Source organism: Deltaproteobacteria bacterium (assembly GCA_029860075.1).
In the GTDB taxonomy this organism is placed as follows: domain Bacteria; phylum Desulfobacterota; class JADFVX01; order JADFVX01; family JADFVX01; genus JAOUBX01.
In genome coordinates this window covers 41,160-54,390 of sequence record JAOUBX010000025.1, presented here as the reverse complement: position 1 = coordinate 54,390, position 13,231 = coordinate 41,160, and the positions used below count along the sequence as shown (strand labels likewise).

Here is a 13,231-nt window from a genome sequence, read left to right as displayed (position 1 = left end):
TATCCCTCATGCAGCGAAAGTGTTCTTTCGGGCAGACCATAGGGCCATGGTGATGGCAGGGACGGCAGGAAAGCGCTTTTTCCACGATCTGTACATTCTTTCCATAAGGCGCATATCCAAATGAGGGTGACGTGGGTCCGAATATAGTCACCACAGGCACACCTGTGGCCGCAGCCACATGGCCGGGCGCACTGTCATTTCCCACAAGGAGCGAAGAGCGGCTCATAAGGGCTCCCAGTTGAGAAAGCGTTGTCTTTCCAATCATATCGACAGGTTTTGTTTTCGTAATGGCCATTATTTCATTACCGCTCTCACGTTCAGCAGGAGAACCGATAAGCATAACTTTAACACCATATTTCTCAACAATAGAGTCAACCAGCTTCCCGTACCCCCCGGGAGTCCACCTTTTTGTTCCCCAGACAGAACCGGGCGCAATGCCGACAAGGGCATCTCCTTCAGACAGATTTTCCTCTTTCAGAAGTTCATCCACCTTTTTACGGGCCTCTTCCGAAACAGGCAGATAGGGAAATTTCTCCAGCTTATCGACATCGGCTTGAAGCGGACCAAGAAGAGACAAAATTCTATCCACTTCATGCTTCGACATATCCCTTTCTGCCGTCATTGAATAAAGAAAAGAACAGGCTGCCTCACGATAGCCTATCCGGACAGGACTGGCCGTTAAATACAGGAGCAGGGAGGTTCTTAAGGAAAGATGGGGCGAAAGACAAAGATCAAACTTTTCTCCTCTTAACTTTTTAATAAGCTTTATAAAATTATAAAAACCTTTATCGCTGCCTCTTTTATCATAAGACAGGAGGGAATCGGCCTCTTTTATCCCCTGAAGAAGTTCCCGGCCCTGAGGTGTTGTAATGACGGTGAGAAGGCTGTCAGGAAAAAGCGTCTTTATACTCCTGAAAAATGGGGTGGTAAGTACAATATCGCCGGGAAAGGCCGTTTGAAGAATAAGTATTCTTTTGAATCTTGTCATTTACCGGTTTCTTTTACGCGCTCTATGTTTTTGAGTTCCCAGAGTTTGACATATTTCAAAAAAACGTAATAGGCGGAAGAAAAGGCAATAACAAAGCCGGGCAATCCATCACGAAAACCCTGTTTAAGAATATATTTTTTAAAAAAGGTGAAAGGCGGCCTCAATACAAGATTGAAAAAACCGGCCCTTTTTCCTTTCTTTTCATATTCACCGGCTGCAACAGCAGTAAACCTGTTCATGGTGTTAATATGATCAGTCACATTCTTATAGGTAAAGTGATGGATATCTTCCTTTAACCTGGACGTTGTGCCCTCGACAACAACCTTGTCATGAGGATCGGTTCCTGCCCAGCGCCCCCTATCCCTTTTAAATAACCTCAACGTATAGTCGGGATACCAGCCGCTATGATCTATCCAGCTCCCGAGATACCAGACCCTGCGGGGAATGAAATAGCCGTCATATTCCGGGCCTTTTTCCAGCATGGTTTTAATCTTTACCTCAAGTTCAGGCGAAACCCTTTCGTCGGCATCGATATTCAGAAGCCAGCCGCAACTTGCCTGCTCTTTGGCAAAAGCCTTTTGACCGTTCATTCCCGGCCAGGGATTGTATATGACCTTGTCCGTATACTCCCTGCATATGTCAACGGTGCTGTCCGTACTACCCGAATCGACAACAATAATTTCATGAGCCCACTTGACGCTCTCAAGGGCGTCGCGGATATTGTCCTCTTCATTGAGCGTTATGATGGTGACAGAGAGTTTTTCCATCTTGTAAACAGCTTTAATCGTTTAATCGTTTTACGGTGTTTATATCTTCTCCGCCTCGTCAACAAGCATTACCGGAATGTCATCCTTGATGGGGTATTTCAGTTTGCAGGCATGACAAACGAGTCCATCCTTTTCATTTGTCAGCTTAACTTCACCTTTGCACTTCGGACAGGCGAGGATATCCAGAAGGTTCTGATCTATAGCCATTATTATCTCCTTTTCTCAGATTAATTAATTCAGCGGTAAAATACCCGATAGCTATCTCGCTCCGTATCATGACAGGTATTTTATATTCATCATCGGTAAGCCATATAAAGATGTCGCCTTTATTTTTAAAGACGTCATTTTGCTTGATAAGGGGCTGTATCTTGATCGTTTTATAGTTTTTCCCCTTAACTTGCCTCTCTTCCCGCTTTAAAACCTTAACGATGAGCTTGTATAATCTTCCGTTGGAAAAGGTATCCATAACGACATCCTTCCCAACCTCAAGTTCCTTCGTCCTCAAATAGTAGAAACTCGAAAGAGAATCACGGATGAAGGGCGGCACATCATGAACGCTCTTTTTTTTATTCTTCCTGAAGTAGACCTTATTGTTTTCTCTATCGAAACTTATCTCCTTGTCCACCTTATGTCTTCCTTCCCTCTGTCTCACCTTGAGACTGATACCGGTAAGATCCCCGGCATTCATATAACCTTCGATACGGTCATCGACGAGGTAAAAAGTAGAAATAAATCTGTTTGACCAGGTTCTCGACTCTACATGGTAGGCATCCGAGCCTCCCATTTCCTTCAGGCCCTTTACCTCCAGCATTGAATTACCTCCCGGTATACCGAGCCAGGAAATTTCGTATTCCAGCCTTTCACCCACTTCAAAAGGCATGGAAGCAAGTGGATCCGCAGAGAGAGAAAGGGGGGGAAATAATTGCAAAAACAAAAGGACTTTGAGAAATTTCATTTGCTATCCCTTGCTTCTTACTTTTTCAATCATCTCTGTGGAAGAATGATCCTTCGCATCACCGACGATAGCCACCTTTCCACCATAAGATGCGACAATATCCTTTTCGGGAACCGTTTCTTCCGTGTAATCGGTCCCCTTGGCCTGGACATGAGGCTTGAGTTCCAGCAGCAGGTTTGCCACGTCGGGCTCCGAAAAAAGAACGATATAGTCAACCATATGCAGAGAGGAAAGAATTTCCAGCCTTTCCTGCTCAGGCGTATGCGGTCTGTCATCACCCTTATAACTTTTTACCGATGAGTCGCTGTTGACGGCAACGACGAGAATATCACCCAGTTCCCTGGCGCCCTTCAGATAACGAATATGCCCTACATGAAGTATATCAAAAACACCGTTGGCAAAAATAACCCGATTGCCTTCGCCCTTTTTGGCCTCCACTATTTTTTTTAACTCACCCAGTTCAAATACTTTATCCATTTTGCTCTTTCTCTGAAGCAATGGCATTTTCAAGTTCACTATCGGTAACCGTTGCCGTTCCACTCTTCATAACAACTATGCCGCCGGCATAGTTGGATATTCGCGCCGCATCATAAAAACCTGCGCCCGCAGCCAGGGCCATGGTCAAGGCGCTGATGACGGTGTCTCCGGCGCCTGTCACATCAGCCACCTCATCGCTGCCGAATACAGGAATAAAGCGGGCATCAGGATCACCCTCAAAGAGAACCATCCCCTTCTTCCCCCGCGTAATAAGAAGATTCTCCGAACAACCGAGATCAAGCAGTTTCTGCCCCGCACAGGTAACATCTTCATCACTGTCTATCTCAAAACCGACAGCCTCTTCAGCTTCGGGCTCATTAGGGGTAACGATGGTGACGGAGCTGAATTTTTTAATATTACTTCTCGTATCAACGTTAATAATTTTTTCGCTCTCTCTGCCCAGTTCATTGATCTTTTCAATAATACCCTCTGTAATAGCTCCGCAGCCATAATCGGATACGATGAGGGCATCGAGATGAGAGAGCCCTTTCACAAGATTATCCAAAAGACCTTTTTCCGTCTTTTCTGAAACAGGGCATCCGTCTTCCTTATCTATTCGAATCATCTGCTGCTTGACCGTATGGAGGCCGCCGGCCATGATTCTTGTTTTCGTATTGGTATGCCTTGTTTCATCGATAATCAGTCCAGACGTATCGATTCCCTTCTCCTTTAAGATACTCAGAATCTGATTGCCCGTATCATCATTGCCAAGAACTCCCATAGGGACGACATCACCGCCCATGGTATGAATATTATTTACCGTGTTGGCAGCGCCGCCAAGAACAACTTTGCTGGAATCATGTTTAAGAATAAGAACAGGCGCTTCTCTGCTTACGCGGGAAGTCATACCGAAGATATATTCATCAGCGACAAAATCACCGATGACACCGATCTTTTTCCCCTTAAAGTTTTTTATGATATCAATAAGATCCATTTTTTTACTGTCTTTCCCGGCAGCGTTTACCTGGTGGCTGCATTGATTTTTTCCTCTTCATTCCTGATCCAGATTACTGCGTCGAGAAGATCTTCGGCTATAAAATCGGGAGTCGTCGTCCATGTATCACCATAAAGTTCCAGTTCCCCTCTGCCATAGCCGGTTTTAACAAAGATGCCTTTGGCGCCGACCCTATGGGCAAATTCGACATCGGTAATTTTATCGCCGATCATATAAGACTTTTTAACGTCAATATGAAGATCTTCCGCCGCCGAATCGATCATACCCGTCCTTGGCTTGCGGCACTCGCAATCAGCCCTGTAGGGCGGTTCGCCTGCCTTGGGGTGATGGGGACAGTAATAAATGGCATCAAGCTTTGCGCCCTCTTTTTCAAGCAGCTCCTCCATTTTGTCATGGACCTTCTCTATCATCCATTCGGGAAAATAGCCCCTGGCAACACCGGCCTGGTTGGTAACGACAACGGCCTTTAATCCCAGGGCATTAATCATTTTGATGGCCTCACCACTTTTTGGCAGCAGTCTGAATCGTTCGGGATGGTTGACATAACCTATCTCTTCAGAGATGGTTCCATCCCTGTCAATAAAAACAGCAATTTCTTTATCCATTATCTATCCTTTGCTCCGGCCTTCGCTTTGGCCTTTTCTTTTGTTTGTACTTTTTAACCCTGAAACGGTTATGAACCCAGAACCACTGGTCAGGATAATTCCTGATCCATTTCTCCATGATACTGTTAAAAGTCGTCGTAGCACCAAGGATGTCTTCCTGCATGTCATCCCCCTTTTCAAGAAAGAGGGGCTCCTCATAGGCGCAAAGGTATTTCCCTTTTTCATCTTTTACAAGAAATGCAGGAACAACAGGCGTTCCCGTCTTGATGGCAATGAGAGCCAGCCCGTAATTAGTAGCAACAGGCATACCGAAAAAATCAGCGCTAACGGCATCCTTGTTGGTCGCATGCTGGTCGAGAAGAATACCGACAGCCTCCCCTTTTTTGAGAATGCCCATAATCTTTCTTGCCGAATTCCTGTGAGGAATGGTTTCAATGCCCCGTTTTTTTCTAGTTTTCCTTATAAATTCAGTAACATAAGGGTTCCTGGCCTTCTTATAGACGACGGTAACAGGTCCCACATGTTCCAGCAGCGCAGAACCGAGAAGCTCCCAGTTTCCAAGATGAGCCGCCAAAATCAGCACGCCCTTTCCCTTCTCTTTCGCCTTTTCCAGATTTTCAAGCCCCCTCGTTTCAACCATGGCCTGCACATAATCTTTTCCAAAGCATGCCGGTTTAAGAAACTCAATAAACATCCGGCCCAAATGTTCAAAGACTTTCAATGACAGCTGCCGTGCCTCATTCTGAGGAATGCCAAGGGCCAGGGAAATATTATCCATGGCTATACGGCGGTGCTTTCCACCTATTTTAAAGAGCAGTCTCCCCATAAATCTGCCAATAGCTATTGCAGTTGAAGCAGGCAGAAGAGAAATAAGCATGGCAAAAAGAAAAAGGGGAATGTATTGAATAAAAAAAAACCTGTTCACGTCCCTCTGATCCCGCACTTCGATAATATATTGCCTGCAAACCTTTCATCGTCTCCAAAGAGTTCAAGTCCTATTTGAAGATAATAAAAAGGCACTTTTATCCTTTCATCAATGTCTTCTATTTTTACGGCATCCTTTTCTGTCGTCACTATCATATCGGCGCCCAGGCTTTCAGCCTTTTTCATAACCCTGTCTATATCATTTATGCTATAGGCATGGTGATCAGCAAAAACCGCTTCATGCAGCAATTCCCCTCCGAGAGCACTTAAAAGTGCTGAAAAGGAGGCGGGGTTGGCAATACCCGACAGGGCAACAATCTTTTTCCCCGTCAATATAGCGGCAGCCTCTTCCCTCCCTGTCCGGAAAGATCTCATTTTTGTTGGTTCATAGCCGCTCTTAAAGGTAGGAGGAAGGGCATTTAATTTCAGAGAATCCAGTATCAAAGCAGATCCGGTCTCAGCCTTTGACCGGCACCTGGTCAGCAGAATAATATCCGCACGATCTGCATTTGACAAAGGCTCTCTTAGCGGTCCGCGCGGAAAAAGATGGCCATTTCCAAAACCTCTTTCACTATCAATGAGAAGAATATTAATATCTCTTTTAAGCCTTATATGCTGATAAGCATCATCCAGGATAAGGGCGTCTATTTTGAAATTGTTCAACGCGTATGTTCCTGTTTCATAACGGTCGGGCCCGACAATGACGGGAATTTTTTTCAAGCGCCTGGCCAACATGTAAGGTTCATCTCCAGCCTGGCCGGGCTCCATTAGAACACTTTTCCCGTCGGATACGACATTTACAGGACCATCACTATTTCCTTTATACCCCCTGCTTAGGATTGCAACCTTAAGGCCTTTTTCCGTGAGCTGCCTTGCAATATATTCAACAACAGGCGTCTTCCCTGTACCGCCGACGGTAATATTACCGACTGAAATTACCTTGCATGGAAGGCTTTTCATCTCTTTCAGCCCCCATTTATAAAGAGATATCCTGGCCCTGACCACCAGTCCATAAATAAGGGAGAGCAGGTAAAAAGGGAACAGAAGCGCATTTAAGAAAAAAGCTTTGCCCCTTTCCGGCTCACCATAGGCGATATATTGAAAAAAACGTTCCAAACGCATTTTTATACCACAAATCCCCATTTTAGTCAAAAGCTATCGGTATTTACGGGATTTTGACAGGACCTTCCCATGGAATAAATCAACAAGCAAAAAAGAGCGGACTCACTCAAGAAAGGTGGCCAGGGCATTTATCGTTTTTTCCGCAGCTCCGCTGTGTGCTATAATAGAGGCTTTTGCCCTATATCCCATGGACGTTCTCAGCGGAGGATCATTAAGAAGTTTTATGACAGTCTGGCCCAGTTCATCGCTATTTTTCACTATCAAAGCGCCTCCCCCTTCTGTCAATATGCGCGCCGCTTCTCTGAAGTTTTCAACATGGGGACCAAAAAGAAGGGGCTTCCCACAAAGCGCCGGCTCAAGCATATTCTGCCCTCCCATGGGAACAAGACTCCCCCCTACAAAAACAACATCTCCGTAAGGATAAAGAGAAGAAAGTTCTCCCAGGGTATCGACAAGTAACACTTCCCTGCTAATTGATTCATCAAGTTGAGAAAACTTCTCATAAGGCAGATTCTTTCCCGTTAATATTTTTTCCACGGCCTCAGTTCTGTGCAAATGCCTTGGCGCCAGAACAAGCTTGAGGTCAGGATGTTTTCTCCTGGCATGAAGATAGGCGGAAAGAACTTTTTCCTCCTCTTCGTCTCTTGTGCTGCCGGCAATAAATAGTGGGCCTCCCCACTTTTCCATGGCCCTGAGAGGCTTGTTTTTAACATGCATATCGAATTTAAGGTTACCTGTCGTCATTACCTTGCCGGCACCGGCGCCAAGCAAAAGAAAACGTTCCGTGCTTTCTTCAGATTGAGTAAGCACAAGGCTTACATATTTAAAGAGTTCCTTTAACAGTAATTTTAGCCGACGATACTTTCCAAAGCTTTTGTCGGAAATCCTCCCATTTACGATGACAACAGGAATATCCTTGCGCCCGCATTCCCTAATGAGGTTGGGCCATATTTCCGTCTCCATGAGAATCAGCATTTGAGGATTGATCTTCCTCATCGTTCTTTTAACGATAAAAGAGAGATCAAGAGGAAGAAAAAAAACAGCATCGGCGCCCAGCTTTTCCTTTGCCGCTTTCAATCCCGTCGGTGTAAAGGTTGAAACAACAAGTTTTCGGTGAGGCCACCTTTCCCTCATTTCTGAAAGGAGTTTGGCTGAGGCATTGACTTCTCCCACCGACGCAGCATGGAACCAGAGAGGAGGCTCACCGGCAAGTCCCTTTAGAATTGAGCTATCAATGAAAAATCGTTGCCGAAAACCTTCCCTCCAGCTTTTATCACCAAGGAGTTTAATGAATACAAGGGGCGATAATACAGCAAGCAGCAGAGGCAGTAAAAGATTATAGAGAAAATACAATGAATTCTCCCTTTCATAAGGCTGGCTCAACATCCCCCTCCCCTCTCTTTGGCAAAGAGGGGAATTCATTACTCCTCCCCTTTGGCAAAGGGGAGGTTTGGAGAGGTTGCAGTCAGTAAAAGCATTATTATTTACTCACATAGCGGTCAATATAGTCAGTCAGTTCAAGAAGACTCTTTTCCACTTCCTTTTTCTTCGCTTCAAGATCGTCACTTTTCGATACGAAAACAGGCTCACCCCAGATAAAAGCCCCTTTGCTAAAAGGCATGGGCATAAGAAAAGAATCCCAGCTTGAAAAGTGCTTCTTTCTGGAAGCGCCGAAGGTTACAGGAAGAATAGGCGCGCCGGACATCCTCGCCAGCGCTACAATCCCATCCTGAACGACATGCTTCGGACCCCGGGGGCCGTCAGGGGTAATAGCAACATCACACTTCCTGATTGTGCGAAGCATCTCTCTCATGGCCATTGAACCGCCACGGGTAGATGAGCCCCGCACAGCGCCATGACCGAACCTCCCCATAAATCCGGCAAGCGCCTCGCCATCTTTATGGTGGCTGATAAGGCATCTGATGAACCTGCCTTTATAACAAAGCGGTATCATGAGGAGCCGTCCATGCCAGCAGGCCAGTATCATCCTTTCATCATTATCCCAGTATTTCCTTGCTCTCTCTTCATGAAGAAATTCAATCTTCATGGTAAGGTAGAGAAAGCGGACAATAATTTCAGCCACATAGGGAGCAATAAATAAAAGCGCCCTGTCTTTAAAGGTTAGTTTTCGCGCCATGAAAATAAATTTTGATTTTTCAGGATATGATAGTTATATAGAATAAATCAGATATCCGCAAACTGGCGGTCCCAGAGTTTTGCATAGAGACCGCCCGATTTAAGGAGTTCTTCATGCTTGCCTTCTTCGGCCAGCCTGCCCTTATGGAGAACAACAATCCTGTCAGCCTTAACAACTGTTGAGAGGCGGTGAGCAATAACAAAGCTCGTTCTGTCTTTCATGAGGTTGTCCAGCGCCTGCTGAACCAGCTGTTCAGATTCCGTATCAAGGGCCGATGTCGCTTCATCGAGGATCAGCATGGGCGCATTTTTAAGCAGCGCTCTTGCAATGGAGAGACGCTGTCTCTGCCCGCCGGAAAGCCTGACACCCTGTTCCCCGACCTCCGTATTATATCCCTCGGGAAGTTCCATAATAAAATCATGGGCGAAGGCTGCCCTGGCAGCACGAATAACCGCTTCATGGGAAGTCTCTTTTTTTCCGTAAGCTATATTATTTCTTACCGTATCATTAAAAAGTATCGTTTCCTGCGAAACGATTGCAATGAGGTCACGAAGCGAAGGGAGTGTTACGTTTCGAATATCCTCTCCATCAATAAAAATTCCGCCGCCCGTAACATCATAAAACCTGGGTATCAGGTTAACAAGTGTCGTTTTCCCGGCGCCGCTGCTTCCAACAAAAGCAATTCTTTCTCCTTTTTTTACTTCAAGATCAAAGCCATCGATAACGTTTTCATCATCATAGCAAAAATGAACGCCCGAAAAAGACACCCTTTCCTTGAGGCCTGTAATTTCCCTGGCATGCGAACTGTCCTGAATGTCCGGTTCTTTATCAAGAAGCGCAAATATCCTTTCCGCTGCGGCAAGCGCCTCCTGGATAACATTATTAACGGAACTGAGCTTCTTGACCGGTTGGTACAAAAACATGAGGGCTGTCAGAAAGGAGAAAAACTCTCCTGTCGTCATCTTTCCTTCCATGACTTTAAAGCCGCCATACCATATAACAGCCGAAGCGGCGACAGCCCCGAGAATTTCCATAACAGGCATGGTAAGGGCCCTTACTTTCCTTGACTTCATGGTCAGCTTTAAAAAGTGCTCATTCGCCCGGGCAAAACGCTCCGACTCGTATTGCTCCATACCAAATGCTTTTACTATTCTGGCCCCTGCAATCGTTTCATGCAGAAAACTGGTTATATATCCCATAGCCAGTTGGCTTTTCGTTCCCACTTTTCTCATTTTTCTGCCAAATTTTGTAATAGGATAAAGCGCAAAGGGATAAACAACGAGGGCAATCAGGGCAAGTTCCCAATCCCTGAAGATAACAACGCCGAGCAAAATAACAACAGTAAAGGAATCACGCAGCAGACTGCTGAAGGCATCGGAAACGGCGCTGCTGATCATGTTAACATCATAGGTAATTCTCGACATAAGTGTGCCTGTCGGATTTTTTGCAAAAAAGGACATGGGTTGCCTTTGAATATGACTGTACAACTCATCCCTGATATCCTTAACAACGCTTTGTCCCACATAAAACATGAGATATGACTGGAAAAAGTAAAAAATACCCTTAAAAATATATATGATAATAATGGCAACAGGTATGAGTTTTAACATGTTTTCATCTTTATTGATGAAAACATCATCGAGAACATTCTTTACCAGCATGGCTGATGCGCCTGTCATGCCCCCCACGCCCCACATACATATCATGGCAAGGACAAGCCGCTTCCAGTAGAACTTCAGATATTTTAACAGTCTTTTATATATTTCCATAAATTAACTTCACAATTTTTGTAATTGGCAAGTATATGTTTTAGCTCCGCCGCATGTCAAGGAAGATAGAGCCATCCATTAGTTTCAATAAAAGGCTCAATCCTTGACTTGAAGAAAAAAAACCCCTAACATCACCTAATGGTAATCAAGGAAATCCACAGCCATAGTTTAAAGCAAAGCAACCGGGAAAAGACACTTGCTGAAACCCTTTTTTTGTCCCTGTCATCGCTAGAGGCCCCTTTCCTCCTGGAAAGCGGCCATGGCAAGGTTTCAGATAGCAACAGGTATTCCTTTGCAGGCGCAGCCCCCTTTCTCACCATGGAATCAGAAGGGGATAAAATTAACATTTACCGCGAGGGAAAGAGGTCAACCTCTTACGGTAATCCTTTCACTGCGCTGCATTCCCTGCTTAAGGAATTCCCGGCAGAACCCCGTGAAGACTTTCCTTTTACAGGCGGCGCCGTCGGTTACATAGGTTACGAGGCGGGAGAACATATTGAATCAATGCCTGAAAGAAAGGCGGATAACTTTTCAGCGCCTGACATTCATTTAGGTTTCTACGACACCATTTTCATATACGATCATCTTCAGTCAACACTTTTTCTTTCTTCCACAGGATATCCGGAAAAGGGAGCAAAAAGAAGAGAAAGGGCAAAGGAAAGGGTAAAGCAATTTTCCGACCTTATTTACAACCGGAAAGAGAGCGGGCCTGATGAAAGCCGGATGGGAAAGGTTTCTTCCAATTTCGACAGGAAAGCCTATCTTAATGAAGTCGAAAAGATAAAAAAATACATTGAAAGTGGTGATATTTACCAGGCAAATCTCTCTCATCGGTTCAGCGCCTCTTTCGAAGGCACCCCCTTCTCCCTGTACAGGAGATTTACCTCAGCAAACCCTGTCCCTTTCAGCGCCTGCCTGGAACTGCCGGGCCTCTCCATCATATCAAACTCGCCGGAGCGATTTCTGGCATTAAGAGGGAACAGGATCGAGTCAAGGCCTATAAAGGGAACCATAAGCCGGAGCGCAGATAAGAGTGAAGACATTTTGAGAAAAAAAGCGCTCAGGGAAAGCGAAAAAGACAGGGCGGAACATATCATGATCGTTGATCTCGTAAGAAATGATCTGGGCAGGGTCTGCAAGTACGGAACGATCAAGGCAGACAGCTTAATGGATATTGAAAGTTACGCCAACCTTCACCATATGGTCTCTACTGTATCCGGTGAAATAAATGAAGGCATCGGCCCTGTAGACTGTATAAAAGCAGCCTTTCCCGGTGGCTCGATTACGGGTGCGCCCAAGGTAAGGGCCATGGAAATTATCCATGAAATTGAGCAGTGTCCCCGATGGATCTATACGGGATCCATCGGCTATATAGGCTTTGATGGATCGATGGATTTAAACATTGCCATCAGGACGGCCTTCATTAAAGAGGGAAAGGTCTACTTTTCCACGGGAGGAGGCATTGTGGCTGATTCCATCCCCGAGTCAGAATATGAAGAAACGCTCCTTAAGGGAGAAATTTTTAAAAACATTGCATCAGGATTTAAAGAAAAATGAGTGATAGCATTATTTATCTTAGTGGAAATTTTATTGAAGAAAGCAAAGCTGCCATCTCCCCGATAAACAGGGGCCTCATGTATGGTGACGGCCTTTTCGAAACCTTCAGGGGCTATAAAGGAGAGATATTTGCCCTCAAAAATCATTACAAACGCCTTACCGAGTCGGCCCGTTTTCTTAAAATGGAGATTCCCTTTACCGAGCGGGAACTGTCCGTCATATTATTTACACTTTTAGAAAAGAATGATCTCCTCCACGCCGACAGCCGAATCAGGCTCACCGTCATTCGTGGCGGCAGCCCTTCATGGCTTCTCCCTTCAGGAAAGGAAGGAAGCACGGTTATTATCAGCTCCGAAAGTGTTCCGGCAAGTATTGAAGCCATTCAGCAAAAGGGCATAAAACTGTCCCTCCTGAAAAGCTTCAAAATTGACCATTTATCTCCGCTGGCCTCCCGTAAAACGATCAATTACATTCCAGGCATCCTCGGCATGATGGAAATAAAGGAGAGAGGGGGCGATGAAGGGATTTATCTGAACTATGAAGGCCATGCAGTCGAAGGAATTACAAGTAATATATTTATTGTGAAAGACAATAAACTCTACACCCCTCCCCTCTCATCAGGTCTCCTGCCCGGCATTACGAGAGATATCGTATTGGAGGTTGCGCCATTGTCCGGCATTGATGGTGAAGAAAAAGACCTCTCCTGTGATGAAATTTTCCAGGCAGAGGAAATATTTATTACAAGCTCCGTCAGGGAGGTGGTGCCGGCCATAGGTGTGGACGAAAAGAAATTTGCCATCGGCCCCCTTACCAGAAAAATCCAGAAAGGCTACAAGAAATTTGTGGCCGCCTATCTCTCTGACATTGACAAAATGAGCGCCAGCGAATAAAGTTAGCGCTACAAAAAAACAACCC

14 protein-coding genes are annotated in these 13,231 nt (G+C 45.3%); 2 read left to right on the top strand and 12 right to left on the bottom strand.

What is annotated here, in order from left to right:
* The 12 genes from waaF to msbA form a co-directional block, all read right to left on the bottom strand.
* Positions 1–988, bottom strand: a 988-nt coding sequence (gene waaF, locus OEV42_09525; protein MDH3974505.1) for a lipopolysaccharide heptosyltransferase II, incomplete at its 3' end; no start/stop codon positions are given.
* Positions 985–1,755, bottom strand: coding sequence for a glycosyltransferase family 2 protein (locus OEV42_09520; GenBank protein ID MDH3974504.1), 771 nt, complete (start codon positions 1,753–1,755; stop codon positions 985–987). The genes OEV42_09520 and waaF, both read right to left, overlap by 4 nt.
* 39 nt (positions 1,756–1,794) lie before the next feature.
* Positions 1,795–1,962 (bottom strand): Trm112 family protein, encoded by a 168-nt coding sequence (locus OEV42_09515; GenBank protein MDH3974503.1) that lies wholly within the window; start codon positions 1,960–1,962, stop codon positions 1,795–1,797.
* Positions 1,907–2,710, bottom strand: a complete 804-nt coding sequence (locus OEV42_09510) for a DUF3108 domain-containing protein (protein ID MDH3974502.1) — start codon at positions 2,708–2,710, stop codon at positions 1,907–1,909. Before OEV42_09510 ends, OEV42_09515 begins: the two co-directional genes overlap by 56 nt.
* Positions 2,711–2,713: 3 nt before the next feature.
* Positions 2,714–3,187 (bottom strand): adenylyltransferase/cytidyltransferase family protein, encoded by a 474-nt coding sequence (locus tag OEV42_09505; protein ID MDH3974501.1) that lies wholly within the window; start codon positions 3,185–3,187, stop codon positions 2,714–2,716.
* Entirely contained in the window at positions 3,180–4,181 is a 1,002-nt protein-coding gene (locus OEV42_09500) for a bifunctional ADP-heptose synthase (GenBank protein MDH3974500.1), read from the bottom strand. The genes OEV42_09505 and OEV42_09500 overlap by 8 nt, the downstream gene beginning before the upstream one ends.
* 26 nt (positions 4,182–4,207) lie before the next feature.
* Entirely contained in the window at positions 4,208–4,807 is a 600-nt protein-coding gene (locus tag OEV42_09495; GenBank protein MDH3974499.1) for an HAD family hydrolase, read from the bottom strand.
* The gene (locus OEV42_09490; GenBank protein MDH3974498.1) at positions 4,800–5,732 is read right to left on the bottom strand and encodes a lysophospholipid acyltransferase family protein; all 933 of its coding nucleotides are present in this window, start codon (positions 5,730–5,732) and stop codon (positions 4,800–4,802) included. Before OEV42_09490 ends, OEV42_09495 begins: the two co-directional genes overlap by 8 nt.
* Positions 5,729–6,847, bottom strand: coding sequence for a tetraacyldisaccharide 4'-kinase (lpxK, locus tag OEV42_09485; protein MDH3974497.1), 1,119 nt, complete (start codon positions 6,845–6,847; stop codon positions 5,729–5,731). The genes OEV42_09490 and lpxK overlap by 4 nt, the downstream gene beginning before the upstream one ends.
* A gap of 108 nt (positions 6,848–6,955) precedes the next feature.
* Positions 6,956–8,275, bottom strand: coding sequence for a 3-deoxy-D-manno-octulosonic acid transferase (locus tag OEV42_09480; protein MDH3974496.1), 1,320 nt, complete (start codon positions 8,273–8,275; stop codon positions 6,956–6,958).
* Between the two features lie 58 nt (positions 8,276–8,333).
* On the bottom strand, positions 8,334–8,990 hold the full coding sequence (locus OEV42_09475) for a lysophospholipid acyltransferase family protein (GenBank protein ID MDH3974495.1): 657 nt from the start codon (positions 8,988–8,990) through the stop codon (positions 8,334–8,336).
* A 47-nt stretch (positions 8,991–9,037) separates the two neighbouring features.
* Positions 9,038–10,759 (bottom strand): lipid A export permease/ATP-binding protein MsbA, encoded by a 1,722-nt coding sequence (gene msbA, locus OEV42_09470; GenBank protein MDH3974494.1) that lies wholly within the window; start codon positions 10,757–10,759, stop codon positions 9,038–9,040.
* A 138-nt stretch (positions 10,760–10,897) separates the two neighbouring features.
* On the opposite strand from msbA, the gene pabB reads away from it, so the two are divergent.
* Complete coding sequence (pabB, locus tag OEV42_09465; GenBank protein ID MDH3974493.1) at positions 10,898–12,316, top strand: aminodeoxychorismate synthase component I; 1,419 nt, start codon at positions 10,898–10,900, stop codon at positions 12,314–12,316.
* Positions 12,313–13,206 (top strand): aminotransferase class IV, encoded by an 894-nt coding sequence (locus OEV42_09460; GenBank protein MDH3974492.1) that lies wholly within the window; start codon positions 12,313–12,315, stop codon positions 13,204–13,206. Before pabB ends, OEV42_09460 begins: the two co-directional genes overlap by 4 nt.
* The last annotated feature ends 25 nt before the right edge of the window (positions 13,207–13,231 follow it).